The sequence below is a fragment of the Polaribacter staleyi genome, assembly GCF_038024045.1.
In the GTDB taxonomy this organism is placed as follows: Bacteria; Bacteroidota; Bacteroidia; order Flavobacteriales; family Flavobacteriaceae; genus Polaribacter; species Polaribacter butkevichii.
The window spans coordinates 3,975,695-3,994,307 of record NZ_CP150665.1 but is presented as its reverse complement, the minus strand read 5'-3'; the positions used below and the strand labels follow the sequence as shown (position 1 = coordinate 3,994,307).

Genomic DNA, 18,613 nt, shown 5'->3' with positions numbered 1-18,613 from the left:
TTAATTTGCTTTACCTATTTTACCATGAATACTTATTCTTCGCTCCTTACCTTTTTCACAATCCTTCCAATCTAAATAGAGTACTACACCAGTTGCATTTTTATCTATTGAAAAACTTTCATCAATCACATTCTGAATCGCAATATGATCGTAACGCGGATTCTCGTGAATAAGTAACATTACACCTTTTAATTGCGAACCGAAATAATCTAATGTTCTGCAAAGTGTAGTATCTAAAATTCTTTCTACTTTTAATCTTTGAAATTCCGTTAACATTCTTTCTAAAAGAACAATAGATTTTTTTGTAAGAGCATTGTCTTTTGCTTGATAATCTTCCATTACTTTCTTGTTTTAGTTCTATTAGACAAAAAAGCATCTGTATCTGCTTCAATTTCGGTAAGTGTTTTTTGCTTTCCTTGTTTTATCCAATCTGTAATTTCAGATTTAAAGAAAAATAGCCCCTCCTTCTTTTTGTGATAAGGAATTTCGTTGTGTCTGCAATACTTATATATAGTTTGCACCTTATAACCAACCAATTTAGCGACTTCAGCAACCCTAATAGGCTTTTCTTCACCAACTGTTGTTTCTGCTTTATTTAGCAATAAAGCTTTTAATTCTTTGAGGTCTTTTTTTACCTCTGCAACATCTAGTTGTGTTTGTTCAAATGGAATCATAATTTTTAAATTTTAAATTAATTCTTCCACAATAGTAATAGACAACACAAGGGTTTCAAAGCCTTTCGAAAAGTACGTATCATAAACGTATATCTGCAGCAAATCCGTACTACTTCCGTACTTTATAATAGTGTCTAGCAAAATTATTCACTACTTTATCACTTTGAAACCCCTCGAAGTAATTTCCTAAAAGTTCTGCATAAATAGACTGTTTTCCATGCCTTTTTTCAACAACTTCTTTATAATAAATATAAAAGATATTTGTAATACCACTAATATCTTGTTTTAAAAATACAAACCTCTTCTTTGGCAGCTCCTTGTTTTGAAATGCGAGTATTAGATATTTTTCTAAATCCTCATTGCTTAAATACCCCTTTTTAACTAATGAATTCTTAAAATAATCATATACTACATTGCTTTCAACTTCATCAAAATTATTTATAAATTCAAATTGAGGTAAATCAGAAAACAAACTACTCCCCCCTTCTTCTTTTTCTAGAGCTTTTATTTCTTTAAAATATTCTATTTTATTATTAAAAAACTTATTGAGTACATTAAAAAAACTATCCTCTTCTAGTGATTCTATTTCCCCTAGATTACTAATTCTAATTTTTAAATCAAATAACAAGTCTTTAGCATCATACAAATCTTTAAGATTTTCAAGAGAGGTTCTCCCTTTAAACCCTTCACTTAAACACACTAAATAATAATCAAAAAAAAGTTTTGTAATTCTCTCAAAACTAGAGCACCAAACATTATTTAAAATATAAAATTGATTTAAAAATTCAATACTTAATTGCTTTCTATCTCTCTTACTTAAACAAAACCCCATATTATGAACCTCTATAATAAACATAGATATAGAACTATAAACATTATTACTTAAATTAGAAAAACAATCCAACCTACATTCTACACAAGTATCTTCAGAAAGCTCTACTTTAAAAAAAGATAACTTTGGTTCTAATAACTTTAATTTTTCTTTAAACAAAGTATCATCATCAACATATTCTCGAAGAAGGCAAACGTGGTTTTTTTCTACTTTTTCATCAGTATAATTCAAGTATTTATTAATAATTTCATCTTTACTTAGATTTTCGTCTCCGAATTCTAAGCTTCCATATCTATTTCTAATTAGAATATTTAATTTCTCTAAAATCATATCAATTTAAAAATCCATTATAGTGTTAGCAAATTCTTTTTTAGCTTCATCTTCAAACCCTGCAAAGTAATTTTTAGTAACACTTAGGTCACTATGATTTAAAGCTTCGCTTATAAACTCCATACTTGCACCTTTTCTTAAGGAATTTGTAGCAAAAGAATGGCGAGCATAATAGAAGCTGATATCTTTAGGTAAATCGTTTGCTATTGCAATCCTTTTAATATGATCGTTAATATAACGATTGAAGTTCTTAATCTTCTTGTATTGTGTTTCAATATCATCAGCTGCATCTACAATATCAAAAACAAAACTATCTTTCTTTGTATTGCAATACTTTTTTATAACACCTTTTGTAAAATCAGTTAAGTAAATTGTTATCACACTTTTTTCAGCAGATTTGTCAAATGTTTTAGCTCTGTAATATGAAAATTTATCTCCTTTTATATCTGAATATTTTAAAAGGGCAATATCTTTTAAATTCATACCATTGCAAGCAAAACTAAAAAACCAAAAATCTTTACATTTTGCTTCATTCTCATTTAACGTTTTAGCATTAAATAATAATTTTAATTGAGCCGAATTTAAAGCCTTTTTCACTTTTTTAGTTCTTGGTATTTTGTATTTATTTTTACCAAATGGATAAATATCATTGATAATATCATTATTCTCAATTGCAATATTAAATACCGCTCTTAATGTTCTTGTATAAATTGCTATAGTTGTATAACTTTTACCTTTTTTAAGCATAAATTTTTCATACTCTTTTAGCCAACTAACATTAATAATACTAAAAGTAAGTTTATCTAAATTCAACTTCTTCTCAATTTCGCTAAATTCTTTTAAGGAGTTTAAAGTGTATTTATAACTTTGTGCAGTACCTATTTTATTATCATCCGTTTTATTTTTAATAATAGTATCAAAATAATACTTTACGTTATATTTATCTGTTGATTTTCTAAAGAATTTAGTTTCAAATTGCTCAAAATCAAAAACAGTTAAATGTTTTGCCACTTCATTTGCTCTCGCTTCTATTCCCTTTAATTTTAGTTCTAATTCTTTTTTAGCACCTCTAAACTTTAAATTATCTGGATTTTTCCAAAGCTCAACAAATTCTTTTTCTTGTAAATCAACATCTAAAGGATAGCGTTTATCTTTTTTAAGCTGACGATTAAATACTCTTAATTTTAATGGATAAGTTCCATCACTCTTTAATCGCCTTTTATCAAGCACTATCGATATGGCATAAATCATAGATAATTATTTTTATCAAAGATAATCATTTGCCCACGATTTGCCCACAAAAAACAATAATAAACATATAATAGACAACAATAAACAATAACTAAAAACACCTAAATAACTGATAATCAATAACAATAACATAATAAACAACAACAAACAAATAGTATTATTTTTGATTACGGCTCAAGAGGTTCTAGGTTTGAATCCTAGCATGGTCACCAACAAAACCAGTACTTTCCAACACTTTTGGAAATTACTGGTTTTTTCATTTGCATACTATTTGCCCACTTTTATAGATTTAAGAGGGTCAAGTCAAAAAGTTGTGGGATTTAAAAATTACGCAAAAATGGTGCTAAGTCTAAATAAGAAAAAATCCACATTCCTTACGCTTCTGAATTGGGTTCTAAAGTCTTTAATTTTAGCATTGAATGATTCTGCTGATGCATTTGTACTTCGATTATCAAAATAGTTTAAGATATTTTGATAATGTATCGACATCGTTCTAGCTATCGTGCTGAAGCTTTTAAACTGTGCCTGTCTTACTTTTTCATCCCATTTAGCAAGTCTTATAAGTGCTGATGTTTTATCTTTAGTGTTATTGAATATCCAATATAGATTTTGGCATAATTTGTATGCTTTCTCTATATCAGGATATTTTTCAAACAGTATTTCTGCTCTTATAGATTGATTTTTAGTCCATTTACTACTTGATTTATATAATAGATATCTGCTTCTAGCTAATAGTTGTTTGAGTGTATCTCCATTAGGTAATAATTTTGGGGTGTATTTTAAAGATTTACTTCTGGTAATTTCAATGGCATCATTCTCAGTATCAATCGCTTCCCATCTATGTTTAATTCTTATTTCTTGCAGTGCATCTAATGCTAATTTTTGCACATGAAAACGGTCTATTACTAAGGCAGCGTTTGGAAAGGATTTCTTGACTATAAGGCCCATATTACCCGCCATATCCAAGGTTACTTCCATAACTTTCTTCCTATGTTTTAAAGGAATTTTGTTGAGTATTTTTATGACAACTTCAGCTTTAGTTCCTTTGATCATGGCTACTATTGCGCCTTTCTTTCCTTTAGCTGATTTATTTGTTATTATGGTATATAAATCACCGTTGGAAAAGGCAGTTTCATCAAGTGATAAGTGAGTCCCTAAATTCTTTGCAAACAATAACCAATCTGTTGCGTGCTTCTGTTGATCCCAAGCTTTAAAATGACTTAAATAATCTTTATACTGTCTTTGTAAACTTCTAGGATTTACCCCGTAGAAATTAGCTACAGTACTTGTGCTAGTAGCGTTATTACTGACTGATATCTTTTAAAAAAGCAGCAAATTCACTAGTTACTCTAGTGCCTTTTGCTACTAATTGCCAATCTCTTGTAACTACTTTTTTAGAATTTTCCTCAACCCAACGTCGTCTAATAACATGTAGAAAAACGTTTTTACCTCGAATTGGAAAATCTTGAATAGTCGCTTCAGGAAAAAAGCCTTTAGAATTTAATTTAAGTGCTTTGAATTCTTCAGGAATCGTATTTAATTCTGTGAAATGGAAATGGAGTTCTCCATTTTTAAATTCGTGTTTCGTTAATTTAAAATAGTCAACAAGAATTTCTGGTAATAATAGTTTTGTTAGTTCAATTGAAGTATTCAAAATAGAGGTTTATTAGAAAGCAAAGTTCATGCTTTTTAATTTACTCCACAACTTTTTGACTTGACCCATTTAAGACAATTTACTCAAAAATATATTTATTTTTTTGCAGAACACTTACTTTATTTCTTACAACGAAAAACAAAAAACAGCATCCTAAAAAAGTTACATACAACGCTCATAATAATTATTATTTAAGCTGTTTTATTTAACAGACCTTTAACGGAACACTGTTAAATCATCCTCTAATTTTGCAATAATAAACAATAAAAAAACATGAAATATTTACTACTAACTAGTTTCTTATTACTCTCTTTTATCAACACCTCAAAAGCTCAAAGTAAACCTGCCTACCAATTATTTAAAAATAATGGAAAGACTGCTAATTATAAAAAAATGATTAAAGATCTTGCGGATAGCGATATGGTGTTTTTTGGCGAATACCACTACAACCCTATTGCTCATTGGTTACAATTAGAGGTTAGTAAAGACTTGTTTGAAATAAAAGGAGATTCTTTATTCTTTGGAGCAGAAATGTTAGAAAGCGGAAATCAATTAGTTTTAAATGAATATTTATCAGGCTTATATCCAGAAAGTAAGATGATTCCTGAAATGACCCAAATGTGGAATAATTATAACACCGACTATAGACCTTTGGTTGAATTTGCTAAAGAGAATAAACTTCGTTTTATTGCTACGAACATACCAAGAAGATATGCCTCTTTAATTAGTAAAAAAGGAATAACCGCCCTAAAAAAATTAAGTCCGGAAGCACTTGCTTTAATTGGCCCAGATTTAGAAACTTATTTTGACCCTACCGTAAAAGCGTACGCAGAAATGGCGGATAATATGGGAGGACATGTGCCTCCAAATATGTTAAATATACAAACTGCTCAAGCTGCCAAAGATGCTACAATGGCACATTTTTCTCTTAAAAATTTTAAAAAAGGAGATTTATTACTTCATATAGAAGGCTCTTATCACTCTAATTACGAACAAGGTATTATTTGGTGGATTCATAAGATTAAACCTGGTTTAACCTTAAAATCAATTACAACGGTAACAGCATCTGAGTGGAGTAAATTAACAAAAGAAGAAAAAGAAACCATAGCCAATTATATAATTGTTGTTGCAGATAATATGACACAAACAGAAAACTAATTATGTGAATTTAGTATTTGTTTTTAATGAAAAAATCCCAGAATAAATTCTGGGATTTTTTTTATCAATAATAAAAAAAAGGGGCAATAAGTTTAATTTATTTTATTTCCTTTCTCATCAAAATACAATACATCTCCAAATCTCTCTAGAGTTCCTTTGATGTCTGAAACTTTACCTTTAATATAAATAACCGATTTAAAAGGGTCAATGTATTTTTGAGACATTTCCATAATATCATCTACATTTACTTGATAATATTTTTCAACTTTACTTTGTAAATAATCATCAGGAAGATGATATACATCTTTTTGCATTGCAAACGTAATATAAGGAATTGGCGATATAGCATTTAAAGACCGTGTATAACTACCAATTAAACTATTTTTTGCTATTTTTAAATCTAAAGCACTTACTTTTCCATTTCTTAATCGCAACATTTCTAATATAATATTTTCTATAGCATAAGCTGTTTGATTGTTACGTACAGTTGTAAACACAGACCCTCTACCTCCTACTGCAGAAGTACCAACAGATGATCGTATAAAATAGCAAAGTCCTTTATCTTCTCTTAAATTTTTGTATAAATATGATAATTGACTTGCGCCAAAAATTTCATTTAATACTTCTAATTTAATGTCATCTTCAAAATAAGTATATGCATCGCCTAAATGCCATCTAAAAGATATTTCTGACTGAACTGCATTTGGAGCATCAACAACTACAATTTTTCGTCTTTTAATAATAGAAGTTTTTTTATCTAAAGGATTGTCTTTAACATACGGTTTGCCTGATTTCCAATTCCCAAAATAACGAATCATTAAATCTTTACACTCTTTTTCTGTAAAATCGCCAACTACTACAATTAATGAATTATTAGCTACAATTCTATCATTTTTAAAGTTTATAACAGCATTAATTGTTAAATCGTTGTAATTTGCTTCTACCGTTTTTTTTGTTTTTACAACTTTTTTAGCACTTCCAAATAATAAAGAATCTACAACTGCTTCTAGAGAGAATTCCTTTTTATGGCTAGTTACTTTGGTAATTTTCTTACCCTGTTTTTTTTCCTGTTCTTTTTGTTTCTCAACTATGTATTCATCAGTAATAATAGGATGTAATAAAGCATCAACATATACATCTAATAATTGATTTATATCTTGTTTCATGCCTTTTATTGTACCACCATACATTGTAGTATTAGACATAGCTCCGTAGTAATTTGCTATAGAATCAATTTCTCCATTAGGGTATTTCTCTGATAGTTTTTTTGAATATGCCGTGCTTAAAACTTTCTTTTCCGCCAGTCTTGTTTCTTCATCATAACCAGGTAATTCGATATTTACAGATATCGTAAATTTTGGATACTCTTTAACGGGCGCCAAATAAATACGAAGTCCGTTTTCTAGTTCTATAGGTATTAATATACCTACATTTAATTTTACAGGTTTATCTGCTTCTGGAGGCATAGAACGATCTACTTGTGCAAGAGAAGGAAAACTGCAACAAATTGCGAATATTAATATATAAATGCTTTTCATTTTTTATAAATTATTCTGGGTGATACACAATTACTACTTGGTTATTTTTATCTAGATATTTTTTAGCAACTCGCTGAATATCATCAGTTGTTACATTGTTAAAATTCTCTATAAGACTTCTAATATCTGTTGTTTTAGGATACAGGTGATAATAATTAGTTACCTTATCTGCAAATGTTTCTGCATGATAAAAATAGTCTACATAAGCAGATTCGAACTTCTTTTTAACCCGTTGTAATACATTAGCATCTACAGGAGTATTTTTTAAAAGAGTTATTTGTTCCTCTATTTTTTGAAGTAAATATTCCTCACTATTTTTATTTTTAACATTTGCATTAATACGCAAAGAACTTTCTTTTTCCCAGAAATCTGATGAAGCTTTTATACGTTTAATGATTGTATCTTGTTTTAAATCTAGATGATTTTCAAAATAAGAATAATCACTATCGCCAGATAAAATAGCTGTTAGTATTTGCATAACTGGCGCATCTGGATCACTTTGTGCCATTAACGGATATCCTACTACTATAGATTCTTCTTTTAAACCTTTTACAGTTCTTTCTGTATGTTTTTCGAGTCCAGAGATTCTATTAAATTTCTTAGGTCTTTTTATTTTTTTCCCTTTCGGAATGTCTTTAAAATAAAGTTTAATCCATTTTTTTGTTTCCTTAATATCAATATTTCCAGACACTACTAAACAGGCATTATTAGGAATATAATAGGTTTTAAAAAATGTATCAAAATCTTCTTTAGAAGCAATATTAAGATCATCCATAGAACCAATCATATTGTGCCCATAAGTTTCATCAGAAAACATTTTAGACATCATTTCAAAATAAGAATTTCCTAATGGTTTATTGTCATAACGCATTCGTTTTTCTTCCTTAACAATTTCTCGTTCACGATTAATACCTTCTTTAGTAATTATCGGATGTAGCATTCTTTCCGACTCTACCCAAAGCCCTAATTTATACTCATGAGCTGGCAATAATTGATAGTAATACGTAACATCGTAATTGGTATATGCGTTGCAATATCCACCGGCATTTAAAATTATATTTTCTAATTCTCCTTGAGGGATATTTTTTGTTCCATGAAATAAAAGGTGTTCGTAAAAATGAGCATACCCAGTTTTACCAATTTCTTCGTTTTTAGAACCAACATGGTACTTTGTACCTATAATTACATTGGGTTCGTTTACATCTTTATGAAGAATAACATGCAATCCGTTTGCCAAATCATATTCTTCAAAATGAACATTATTCATCTTTTGCCCCAAGACAAACAACGGAATAAAAATGATGAAAATATTAAATAACTGCTTCATTTTTTAATTTAAATTATTATGAATATTAGTAATTATTTAAGCTAGAAAATACATTAAAAAAACAATTTAAGACCAAGTACTAAACTTAGATAATCATCATTTTTAGATACATAATTTACCGCTTCATTAGATAAATTTGTTGCTTTCCAATAATCTCCTGTAATAGAACATTCTAATTTATTTTCATTTTTAAGTTTTACATCAAAACCTAATTTTGTATTAAAATTAAAAGAACCTGTACCTATATAATCTGCAACACTATTACCAATCCAATCTACATAAATATTGTTGGCAGCAAATGGATTATGTTGCATGTCTACCACATGATGATATAACCCTGAAAGGTTGGTAAAAAATGCTACTTTGTTAGAAATATCCTTATGCAAACCTAGTGCAACTGTTGGCTCTAAAAATTGATAATCGAATTGATACGCATAGTTTAAATCTAACTGCTCTACATTACTATATTTTATCCCCAAGCTAAGTTTATTTAATAGTTTTTTATAAAATATGATGTTTGCTTCTGTTTTAAAATTATAGTTTGTAGCGTTAAAGTTTTTAGCATAATACGTACCAGTTTCTTGCCAAACTTTACCTTTCCCTTTTAAATATTCTGCATTTAAATTTATTGATAATAAGCTGTTTTTATGATACTGATTAAACACAACATTAAATTGTTGATTTAAAAAACTGTACTTGGTTAATTCATCATTCTCTTCTACTCTTACAATGTTTTTATCAATCCATTTTTCTACACCATATTTAGTAGAACTTTCTACAGATACATCCCAATTATTTTGTTTTAAAAGCCATTGCAATTGCAATTGAGGAATGACTCTTTTAGTTTCAAAACCATTATTGATATTTTTAATATAAGATCCTAAACCTGTATTTAAATAAGAGTTTGCGGTAACATCTGTATTATTTTCCGGAAACTTGTTTCCTAACTCAGAATCAGTTTTAAAAAGCTCAGCACCTAAAGCAACACTCAGTAAATGTTTTTTATTAAACTGATAACTAGCAGATAATTTTCCGTTAATTTTTAAAGCAGTTAACTCGTTTCTAGTATCTGTTTTTCTAAAGTAAAAATTGGTATCATAATTTAAATACCCACCCAAACTAAGTTTAGTATTTATCTGATGAGCCGCACTTACTTCAAAATTATAATTTTGATGATTCCACAAACCTGTTGTTTTCTGAAAAAAATAGTAAGGAGAATTATACTCTGTAATACCATAAGTTAAATTATTTTCTACATCTTCAATTCTGGTATTTAAATATTCTAAACTACCGTAAAATGTCCAATCTGTGTTTTCTAAATTAGCTAAAGAAGCGGTCTTTGCAAACACCCCGTTTTGCTTTTTATATTCTTGCGGATGTCTTAATTTTCCTTCAGCATATAAATACTTCACTTCTCCGTAAGAAAACTTCTGAAGGTTCGCTTGATTGATTAAGGACGGAATTTGAAAATACCTGTTTTTAAATAACTCGAATTGAAAGTCTCGCTCTACAACAGACAAACTATCTATAGTTGTTGCTTTTTGAGAAAAAGTACCGAACACACAAAACAATAAAGAGAATGCTAAAAACATTCTCTTTATTATTACATGGTTTACTTTATTAATTATTGTAACCATATTTATCTGGGAAAGCAATTGCTTCAAAATCTACTGTTGAATTATTTGTATCTAATAAAATAGTTCTACCAAAACGAGCAGTTGCTACCTCATCTACTTTTCTTCTAGAGCTTAAACCCGTGTAAGAAATTGCTCCATCGGCAGTTAAATAAGTAAACCCACCGTCTATTGTAGAAGGCATACGTTTAAAATCTGCAGATCCAGAATTATCTAAAATATCTACTCCATCAATTACATTATCAACAGAAATTTTCATTAATTTAGAGGTAGTTGTAGATCCTGGTGCTGTATAATCTACAATACCTGTAGCATCAAAACTTGCATCACTACTAACCAAAACGATACTTCCTGGTGTAGATAATCTAAAGAAATTAGTTCCTTCAAACATATAAGTATTCGTCATGTTTGGTACTGCTGGATTATCAAGTTCAAAAAAAGCATTTCCTGCACGCCCTTGCGCTTCTAACCAATCAATTGAATAATGCTCTAATGTAGCATCTGTATTGTCTAGCTGAGCATCTGGCGCAGTACTTCCTTCTTTATAATTAACAGCGTTCAATGCTATTACAATACTTTTTCCAGCTTCAACAGCATAATCAGTTCCATTTCCTGGTATTTGGCTCATTACATCTGTATATACATAATCTGTATCTGTTAATACAGTGTAAATTGAAGTAGATCCGGTAGCGCCTGAACCACCAAATAAATTAGCAATATACATACCATCTGCATATAACGTTTCTGATGAATTGTTAAAAATCTCTACAAACGAATCTTTAAATAACGTAATATAACCATTACCAGCTGTATATACTTCTTTAATAACTAAACCTCCGTTTTGGTTAACCGCATTTACTTCAACAGATGTTGCTACAGTTTCTTGTTTTGCTACTATAATGTTATTTGCAGTACCACTTAAACTATAATCATCTGTACTATGTGCTACTACCACTGTATAAGTACCAATAGAAATATCAGAAAAAGTTGCCAAACCATTTGCATCTGTGTTCATGGTTAAAGTAGAGTTATCTATAGTTTGCGTTATAGTAACATCTACATCTTCTAAAGAAATATCATTTAGACCACTTGCTAATGTTACTTGAACTTCTAAATTCCCTAAATTAGGAATATCATCTTCACTATCACAACTAATTGTTATCGATATTAACAGAAATAATGCGATTAACTTTGTTAGACCTAGGTGTTTTAAAATTGTTTTTTTCATGTTCTTGTTTTACGATTATTTATTTATTTTTATTGGGTTATTATTTAAGTAATAAGGTTACATTAAAACCTACAGATATTTTATTATTCAGTTTTCTTCTACTTCCTAAATATTCGTAAGTTGGGTTGTACCAAGGAGCGTTATTGGCATAAAAACTAAAAGAATGACCTTGTTTAGATTCTTTACGTATTTGTAAATTAAAATTACTATAAAACGGAGTTTCAGTTAGTGTAAAGGAATTTGCATCTCTTTTTAAATCATCAAACTCGGCATTCATTCTATTTTCTACAGGAATATCAATATAGTTTCCGTTAGCATCATAATATGCAAACGGATATAAGCTAGCCCCTATATTTTCGCTACTTTCTTTAAAATTTAGTTCTGCAGAAAGTGTTAATACAAATCGTAAAGCAGGTATATGCTGTATTAACGTTAGGGTACCGAAACTTCTAATAGCTTTTCTTAAAGAATTTTCATAAACTCCATATCTTACCGAATTATCACCAACAACATAATTTGATTTATCAATATCAAAACCTTTATCCGTTACAATACTTTGTAAATAACTGTATCTAAAATTAAATTGCGTATTGGTTGCTTTTATTTTTTGCGGATTTAAGGTAACCTCTACACCATCGGTAGACTCGTAATAATTATTATTCATCACTTTTACCGTTCTAGGAATGTTATTTACTTCCCCTGTAGGTGTAACCGTTGGTTGTTCTCCTGTAGGTGCATCTATAACTTCATAAACAGATTTTGGCAATAACAACAACTCATCTGTCGTACTTATTCCTCTACGCATGTCCTTTTTAAAATACGTAAAATTAAAATTCATAAAAGAAGGAGACCAATCGAACCCAACTTCTTTTAAATCAGAATAATTTGGTTTTAAATGTTCATTAGTAGGTTGATACACATAAGTGGTAACTACCGCTAAACGTTCATCAGGATTTTCTGCATAGTATTGAAAATTAATATAATCTATATATGATTTTCCAGGATATAACTGAATCATTGCTGGTGCTTTATAAGAAACTCCCCAAGCAGCTTTTGCCGTAAAATTATGATGTTTAGATGAAAACGACATTCTTGGAGACAACAAATTATAACGCTCCAACATATTATCATACCTAAGTCCTAAATTTAATTGTTGCTTAGACGCATCTCCTGTACGTTTTATAATGGTTTGATGATATGCAGAAAAAGTTTTAGAAGCCGGAATTTTCTCAAAAGTAGCAGATCTACTTCCTGCAACATCTTGCGTATGTGCAATATTACCCGTTGCAACTCTCCCGCTTCCTGTATTGTCATCAAAAGAATATTGCAAACCTGTTTCAAAATTGAAATCTAAATTTCTATAACTGGCATTTTGAGAAGCATCTATTCTTCCATTGATATTTACAGGTTTTCCTTTTATATCTCTAGTTTGATTAAAAGCACTTGGAGAATAATTAGTAAAATAAGTACCACTTTCTAAAGATTCTATAATAGGAAAAGGACCATTAATAATATAAGTATCGTAAAAAGAATGCTGGTTTACAACATTACCACTAAAATTATAATTTATTTTCCCTAAAACGGATGATGAAAAATCTCCTGAAAGCGTTAATTGATAAGAAGTACTTTTAACATCTGCATCATTTTTAAAAACTTCTTCTGGCTCATGACGGTTACCATCATCTGAATGCCCAACCCTAAATGATGTAAAATGATTCCATTTTAAACCTTTAAAAACTGGTAATTTCCAACGCAATCCTAAATTAAAACTTTGATAAAATAACTTACGCTCTGTAGGTGAACCCGAAGAATATGCATACGATAAATCGGTATTTAAAACGCCGAATTTATTTAATTCATATCCTTTTGCAACCGAAGCTTGGTAATTGGTAGATGTTACATTTGTAGAAACAATATAAGGAGATTTACCTACTTTACTTTTTACTAAAATTCCTCCGGAAGATAAATTACCGTATTTTGGAGAAGCTACACCCGCTATAACTTCTACTGATTCTACATTTGCTAAAGTGATACTTCTTAAATCTACACCACCACCAACAACAGCTTTACCCCCGTTTAAAGTTGATGAATTTTTTGCTTGCATATTAGCATCTGTGCTAATTGCAGCTCCATCTAAAATAATTGCTGTACCAAAAGAATTGTAATCAGAAGAAACAGCACTTCTAATATTGGCTTGTTTTTTTGTAGTTAAGTTAGACTGCTCTACTTTATTACCCGGAAGTAAACTTAACACATCAGATAAATTCATTGCCTGAACCTGCTTTATCGCCTGACTTCCTATTTTATAAGTAGAACTACCTTCTCTACTTATCGTTTTTTTAGCAACCACCACAACCTCATCTAATCCTAACAAATCTTCATTTAAAGTAACCTTAATATTTGCTAAATCTTGCTGTTCAGATAAATCAAACTCTTCTGTTTTAAAACCTAAAAGACTAACTGTAACTTTAAAATTTTTATGAGGCAACTCCATAGAAAACTCCCCTTTACTATTTGTAAAAGTTCCCATATTTAAATCTGCAACTATTACATTAACATCAGCAAGTGGCTCGTTATTAGCATCAACAATCTTACCTCTAATTTCTACTTTTCTAGTAGTAGCTCTTTTTGCTATTACAATCGTATTGTCTTTAAACAACTCAAAACTATAATACCTTTTAGGTATAGCATGTAATAACAATCTGTTTGCCTTAATAACACCTTCTTTTAAGTGTACAGCAGGCAATTCTTTAAACATATCAGAACGATAAATAAACGTATAATCTGTTTGTGCTTGAATAATGTCAAAAATTTGATCGACAGTTGCGGTTACCTCCTTGTTTATTTTAATTTCTGCATTCTGAGAGATCACATCTATTGAAGTAAAACTAAACACTGTAGAACAAAATAATAAAAATACTGTCCTCATAATAAAAGTTTGAGCTTGCTTTTTGAGCAACTCTTGAGTAAAATTAATTTTCATAAATTTGTAAGCTATTAGTTAAGCATTTTAATTAATATTTATTTTGGGACAAAGCTTGATTACTTTGAGCGGTATAAACTTTGTCCCTTTTTTAATTTTTTATTTTAGAATTATTTTTTTACCATCTACTTTGTAGTCTAAATTTACATTTCTTTTAATAGGTGTTAAGATTTCTTCAAGAGTCCTTTTTTTACTTAAAACACCATTAAACTTAATGCTTTCTAGTTTTTTGTTTTCAAAAACAATATCCACATCATACCATCTAGATAATACTTTCATAATGTCTTTTAACGTTTTATTTTTAAAAGAAAAAACACCTATTCTCCAAGCAGTTTCGTTGTAAACATTTACTTTTTTAACAACTATATTTCTTGTTTCTTTATTTAAAATAGATTGTTGCCCTACATTTAAGTTTTCTGTAAAACTAGCTTCACTTACAGTTACCTTACCTTCTGCCAATGTTGTATAGATATTTGTTTCATCTTTATAGGCCTTTATATTAAATTCTGTTCCTAAAACTTCAACCTCTTGTAAATTAGAAATTACTTTAAAAGTAGCTCCTTGATGGTTTTTACTAGAAGAAACATCAAAATAAGCTTCACCATAAACCAACTCTACTTTTCGTGTTTCTCCTTCTTTAAAAGAAACCGGGTATTTTAGTTTTGTTTCAGAGTTTAACCAAACTTCTGTACCATCTGCTAAAACTACATGAAATTCACCTCCCCTTGGGGTTGTTAAATAATTGTATACTATTGTTTTCGAATCAATTTTCTGAGGTACAATTTCTTCCTCTTTGTGGTATACAATTTCTTCACCATTACTTACAACAGAATTGGCTGTATAAACCTTACCTTCTTCTAAAACAATATTAGAACCATCATCTAGCGTTAACGTTGCTTTATCTACACCAGAAGCTACCGTTGTTTTAAAAGTGTTTAAAACCTCTTTAGATTGTTGTTCTTGATTGTAAAACACATATAGATAAGAAAACATAAAAACCACTGCAGCAGCAGCAGCAGCAGCATATCGATACCAAACAGATAGCGTTCTTACTTTTGATTTCTTTTGATGATCAATAGCATACCTTACCTTTTTATAAGCTTTATCTAAATCTGGTTTATTCATTACCGTATTTATATCATAAGAAGCTTTAACGTATTGCTCAAAAGTCTTTTGATTTTTTTCCTCTTTTAGCCACAACTTAAGTTCTTCTAACTCTAAGTTAGTTATTGTATTGGCTATATATTTTATTATTATTTTCTTCAACAGATTGACTGTTTTTTTAAATTTATATTAACAATACGTGCATTTTCCATTATACCCTTAGTTAAAATCTAATTATTTTTAGGATATTTGTATTTTCTTAAAAAAATCACCCCCAATTAATTTGAAAATTTTTTTAGACGACTCCATACTAGCTGATAATATTAAAAAAAATGATGAAAAAGCATTTAATACACTGTTTGACCGCTACTATAAAAAGCTTTTAGACTATGCCTTAACTTTTACTCGAGATTTACAAGAAGCAGAAGATATTGTACAACAGACTTTTATAACACTATGGACAAATAGAAAAAAAATAGATGCTAATAAATCGATTAAAAGTTATTTATACAGAATTACCCATAATAGTTATATAGACGCCTACAGAAAACAAAAACACAAAGAAACCTTTTTCGATGAAATTAAAGAACGTGCTTTAAGAGATCGAGTTAATGATGACGATGAAATAATAGAACAACGCATCGCTAAATTAAAAACAGTAATTGAATCTCTACCAGATAAGTGTAAAGAAATTTTACAAATGAATAAATTTCAAGGACTTAAACACAAAGAAATCGCAGACTTATTAGATATATCCGTAAAAACAGTAGAATCTCACATGAATACTGCTTTTAAAAAAATACGTAACGCTTTTAAAGGTGATGATTTTTTTTTATTCTTTCTATATAAATTTATGCGCTAATTATTAATCTTAAAAAAGTACTTTTTCAACTTTTAACATCCGTCCCTTTGCTTAATTATATTTGATTTTACATCATATTTAAAGATTAAATCAATTTATATTTTCTTTAAAAATATACCTTACTATTTTTAATATTATTTTAGCAAATATAGTTTATTACTTTTATTTAGACTCAATTAAAATAATATTTTTAAACATAAAAAAAAGACAAATAAAAAAGACCTTGAACAAATGTCCAAGGCCTTTTCGTCTAACCAAACTTAGTATAAAAACTAACTACTACTATCTTTAAGAATCTTTTTAGATCCATATATTAATCCTATTATAAATAACACTCCTGTTACACCATCTATAGGTAAACCTGGAGGAAAAGAAGGTCCTGAAGGAGCTGGAACATTTTGTCCAAATCCTAAAACAGGTAGTATAAAAATCATTACTACTACTAATATCAAATTTTTGATCATCTTATACTATTTCTTATTTATATGACCCCTATTAGTTTTAAAAGTCACTGCAAATAAAAAATAAATTAGGCTTTTTTGTATTTAATTTCGACGAGAGGTCGATTAATGAAGATATTGCTTGATCATTAGACGATGAGCAGGTATGCTCTTATCGTAGTTTTCTACTAATAATTCTAAGATTTCTGGTGATTTTGTACCAACATCTTTTTTCTGCTGATATCTTGAAACATATAAATTATAAGAAGCTCCATTTTTTTCAAAAATTAAAAAATGCGTTTCATTTAATTCTGTAAAACTAATTTGGTTACCAGAAAAGGTATCTGATGTATCTAAAAAGAATGGTGAAAACTCGTAATACTTAAAAACATTTTCCATAGTTATACCAATTCTGCAGATAAACCTAGTTGCAATAATTTAGAACATCTTGGTTCTAGATCTTTATATTCACCAGATTTAACAGTGCATTTTCCTTTATAATGCACCAAAGTGGCACACTGTTCTGCTTGTACTAACGTATGATCACAAACATCAATTAAAGAATCAATTACATGATCAAACGTGTTTACATCATCATTATGCAACACTATTTCATGTTGATGCGTTCTTTGCTCTAAAACATCAACGTCTTCTTGTATTTTTTCTTTTGTACTCATCATCACAAAATTACAATTTATTGTATTTTAATGCAACCCAATTATTTCGTTCGATAAAAGTTTCTAATTTTAAATTATATTTAGAAACTTCTGCATCTATAACCGGGATATCATCTTGATAAAAACCGCTTAATAAAAGAACTCCTTTGTCATTTAAACAGTTTGCATACGCTTTCATATCCATCAATAAAATATTTCTATTGATGTTTGCAATAATCACATCATACTTTTTATTAATTAAAAGCGATGCATCTCCTTCAAAAACCGAAATATGGTTACAATTATTTCTTTCTACGTTTTCTATTGAATTCTCGTAACACCAATTATCAATATCTATGGCATCAATAGGATTTGCGCCTTTCATTTCAGCAAAAATTGCTAAAATTCCGGTTCCACATCCCATATCTAATACTTTTTTATTTTCTAAATCTAATTGTAATAAATGTTGTACCATCATGTGTGTAGTTTCATGATGACCTGTACCAAAACTCATTTTTGGTTCTATTACAATATCATATTTTAAATTAGGATTCTCATGAAATGGCGCACGAATACTTACCACATCTTCTACCTGAATAGGAGAAAAATTCTTTTCCCATTCTGCATTCCAGTTGGTTTGCGCTATTTCACTCTGGTTGTATTCAATAGAAAACTCATCAGAATTTAAAACAAAAACATCCTCTAAAACGGCGGTATTCCAATCATCTTTCTGAATGTAAGCTGTTACTCCGTTTTCGTTTTCAACAAAACTCTCAAAACCAACCTCTCCTAATTCTGCAATTAAAATTTCTGTTCCAGGTTCTTTTGGTGTTACTGTAAAATTGTATTCTATATAAATATTGTCCATAAACTTTCTTGTAAAAAAAATGCATCAAGATTTTTAAAATCTCGATGCAAATTTATTGTAAATATCTTTAAATA

The 18,613-nt window shown here is 29.1% G+C and carries 18 protein-coding genes; 2 read left to right on the top strand and 16 right to left on the bottom strand.

The window, feature by feature from the left end; all coding sequences use genetic code 11:
- The 6 genes from WHD07_RS16600 to WHD07_RS16575 all read right to left on the bottom strand — a co-directional run bounded on the left by WHD07_RS16600 (nucleotide 1) and on the right by WHD07_RS16575 (nucleotide 4,741).
- A complete protein-coding gene (locus WHD07_RS16600; protein WP_343329296.1) occupies nucleotides 1-339 on the bottom strand; it encodes a hypothetical protein in 339 nt (112 codons plus the stop codon).
- Complete coding sequence (locus WHD07_RS16595) at nucleotides 339-674, bottom strand: helix-turn-helix domain-containing protein (protein ID WP_343329295.1); 336 nt, start codon at nucleotides 672-674, stop codon at nucleotides 339-341. Before WHD07_RS16595 ends, WHD07_RS16600 begins: the two co-directional genes overlap by 1 nt.
- A gap of 109 nt (nucleotides 675-783) precedes the next feature.
- Nucleotides 784-1,836, bottom strand: coding sequence for a hypothetical protein (locus WHD07_RS16590; protein WP_343329294.1), 1,053 nt, complete (start codon nucleotides 1,834-1,836; stop codon nucleotides 784-786).
- Between the two features lie 6 nt (nucleotides 1,837-1,842).
- Entirely contained in the window at nucleotides 1,843-3,087 is a 1,245-nt protein-coding gene (locus tag WHD07_RS16585; RefSeq protein WP_343329293.1) for a site-specific integrase, read from the bottom strand.
- 327 nt (nucleotides 3,088-3,414) lie between these two features.
- Nucleotides 3,415-4,404, bottom strand: a complete 990-nt coding sequence (locus tag WHD07_RS16580) for an ISAon1 family transposase (RefSeq protein WP_343331012.1) — start codon at nucleotides 4,402-4,404, stop codon at nucleotides 3,415-3,417.
- Nucleotides 4,391-4,741, bottom strand: coding sequence for an ISAon1 family transposase N-terminal region protein (locus WHD07_RS16575; RefSeq protein ID WP_343328804.1), 351 nt, complete (start codon nucleotides 4,739-4,741; stop codon nucleotides 4,391-4,393). The genes WHD07_RS16580 and WHD07_RS16575 overlap by 14 nt, the downstream gene beginning before the upstream one ends.
- 273 nt (nucleotides 4,742-5,014) lie before the next feature.
- Here WHD07_RS16575 and WHD07_RS16570 point away from each other — a divergent pair, with 273 nt between their 5' ends.
- Nucleotides 5,015-5,899 carry a ChaN family lipoprotein gene (locus tag WHD07_RS16570; RefSeq protein WP_343329292.1) on the top strand — a complete coding sequence of 295 codons (885 nt, stop codon included), beginning with the start codon at nucleotides 5,015-5,017 and terminating at the stop codon, nucleotides 5,897-5,899.
- Nucleotides 5,900-5,991: 92 nt separating this feature from the next.
- Here the strand turns inward: WHD07_RS16570 and WHD07_RS16565 are convergent, their stop codons facing one another.
- From WHD07_RS16565 to WHD07_RS16540, 6 genes are all read right to left on the bottom strand, one after another.
- Complete coding sequence (locus WHD07_RS16565) at nucleotides 5,992-7,437, bottom strand: M16 family metallopeptidase (RefSeq protein WP_343329291.1); 1,446 nt, start codon at nucleotides 7,435-7,437, stop codon at nucleotides 5,992-5,994.
- Nucleotides 7,438-7,447: 10 nt separating this feature from the next.
- Nucleotides 7,448-8,764: a pitrilysin family protein gene (locus WHD07_RS16560; protein WP_343329290.1), complete on the bottom strand. Its 1,317-nt coding sequence runs from the start codon at nucleotides 8,762-8,764 to the stop codon at nucleotides 7,448-7,450.
- 53 nt (nucleotides 8,765-8,817) lie between these two features.
- A complete protein-coding gene (locus tag WHD07_RS16555) occupies nucleotides 8,818-10,401 on the bottom strand; it encodes a DUF6850 family outer membrane beta-barrel protein (protein WP_343329289.1) in 1,584 nt (527 codons plus the stop codon).
- Nucleotides 10,385-11,626 carry a DUF4876 domain-containing protein gene (locus WHD07_RS16550; RefSeq protein ID WP_343329288.1) on the bottom strand — a complete coding sequence of 414 codons (1,242 nt, stop codon included), beginning with the start codon at nucleotides 11,624-11,626 and terminating at the stop codon, nucleotides 10,385-10,387. Before WHD07_RS16550 ends, WHD07_RS16555 begins: the two co-directional genes overlap by 17 nt.
- Before the next feature lie 40 nt (nucleotides 11,627-11,666).
- The gene (locus WHD07_RS16545) at nucleotides 11,667-14,555 is read right to left on the bottom strand and encodes a TonB-dependent receptor (protein ID WP_343329287.1); all 2,889 of its coding nucleotides are present in this window, start codon (nucleotides 14,553-14,555) and stop codon (nucleotides 11,667-11,669) included.
- Nucleotides 14,556-14,708: 153 nt separating this feature from the next.
- Nucleotides 14,709-15,875: a FecR family protein gene (locus tag WHD07_RS16540; RefSeq protein WP_343329286.1), complete on the bottom strand. Its 1,167-nt coding sequence runs from the start codon at nucleotides 15,873-15,875 to the stop codon at nucleotides 14,709-14,711.
- Between the two features lie 121 nt (nucleotides 15,876-15,996).
- On the opposite strand from WHD07_RS16540, the gene WHD07_RS16535 reads away from it, so the two are divergent.
- On the top strand, nucleotides 15,997-16,575 hold the full coding sequence (locus WHD07_RS16535; protein WP_343329285.1) for an RNA polymerase sigma-70 factor: 579 nt from the start codon (nucleotides 15,997-15,999) through the stop codon (nucleotides 16,573-16,575).
- A gap of 272 nt (nucleotides 16,576-16,847) precedes the next feature.
- Here WHD07_RS16535 and WHD07_RS16530 read toward each other — a convergent pair whose 3' ends face one another.
- From WHD07_RS16530 to prmA, 4 genes are all read right to left on the bottom strand, one after another.
- The gene (locus WHD07_RS16530) at nucleotides 16,848-17,027 is read right to left on the bottom strand and encodes a hypothetical protein (protein ID WP_343329284.1); all 180 of its coding nucleotides are present in this window, start codon (nucleotides 17,025-17,027) and stop codon (nucleotides 16,848-16,850) included.
- A gap of 114 nt (nucleotides 17,028-17,141) precedes the next feature.
- Nucleotides 17,142-17,414 carry a hypothetical protein gene (locus WHD07_RS16525; RefSeq protein ID WP_343329283.1) on the bottom strand — a complete coding sequence of 91 codons (273 nt, stop codon included), beginning with the start codon at nucleotides 17,412-17,414 and terminating at the stop codon, nucleotides 17,142-17,144.
- Nucleotides 17,415-17,416: 2 nt separating this feature from the next.
- On the bottom strand, nucleotides 17,417-17,692 hold the full coding sequence (locus WHD07_RS16520) for an ATP-dependent Clp protease adaptor ClpS (RefSeq protein ID WP_105047834.1): 276 nt from the start codon (nucleotides 17,690-17,692) through the stop codon (nucleotides 17,417-17,419).
- Nucleotides 17,693-17,702: 10 nt separating this feature from the next.
- On the bottom strand, nucleotides 17,703-18,539 hold the full coding sequence (prmA, locus tag WHD07_RS16515) for a 50S ribosomal protein L11 methyltransferase (RefSeq protein WP_343329282.1): 837 nt from the start codon (nucleotides 18,537-18,539) through the stop codon (nucleotides 17,703-17,705).
- Between the last annotated feature and the right edge of the window lie 74 nt (nucleotides 18,540-18,613).

Bases quoted from the DNA above. Each gene is read 5' to 3' on its own strand.
- WHD07_RS16600 (WP_343329296.1), bottom strand. From the start codon at position 339: ATGGAAGATTATCAAGCAAAAGACAATGCTCTTACAAAAAAATCTATT.
- WHD07_RS16595 (WP_343329295.1), bottom strand. From the start codon at position 674: ATGATTCCATTTGAACAAACACAACTAGATGTTGCAGAGGTAAAAAAA.
- WHD07_RS16590 (WP_343329294.1), bottom strand. From the start codon at position 1,836: ATGATTTTAGAGAAATTAAATATTCTAATTAGAAATAGATATGGAAGC.
- WHD07_RS16585 (WP_343329293.1), bottom strand. From the start codon at position 3,087: ATGATTTATGCCATATCGATAGTGCTTGATAAAAGGCGATTAAAGAGT.
- WHD07_RS16570 (WP_343329292.1), top strand. From the start codon at position 5,015: ATGAAATATTTACTACTAACTAGTTTCTTATTACTCTCTTTTATCAAC.
- WHD07_RS16565 (WP_343329291.1), bottom strand. From the start codon at position 7,437: ATGAAAAGCATTTATATATTAATATTCGCAATTTGTTGCAGTTTTCCT.
- WHD07_RS16560 (WP_343329290.1), bottom strand. From the start codon at position 8,764: ATGAAGCAGTTATTTAATATTTTCATCATTTTTATTCCGTTGTTTGTC.
- WHD07_RS16555 (WP_343329289.1), bottom strand. From the start codon at position 10,401: ATGGTTACAATAATTAATAAAGTAAACCATGTAATAATAAAGAGAATG.
- WHD07_RS16550 (WP_343329288.1), bottom strand. From the start codon at position 11,626: ATGAAAAAAACAATTTTAAAACACCTAGGTCTAACAAAGTTAATCGCA.
- WHD07_RS16545 (WP_343329287.1), bottom strand. From the start codon at position 14,555: ATGAGGACAGTATTTTTATTATTTTGTTCTACAGTGTTTAGTTTTACT.
- WHD07_RS16525 (WP_343329283.1), bottom strand. From the start codon at position 17,414: ATGGAAAATGTTTTTAAGTATTACGAGTTTTCACCATTCTTTTTAGAT.
- WHD07_RS16520 (WP_105047834.1), bottom strand. From the start codon at position 17,692: ATGAGTACAAAAGAAAAAATACAAGAAGACGTTGATGTTTTAGAGCAA.
- prmA (WP_343329282.1), bottom strand. From the start codon at position 18,539: ATGGACAATATTTATATAGAATACAATTTTACAGTAACACCAAAAGAA.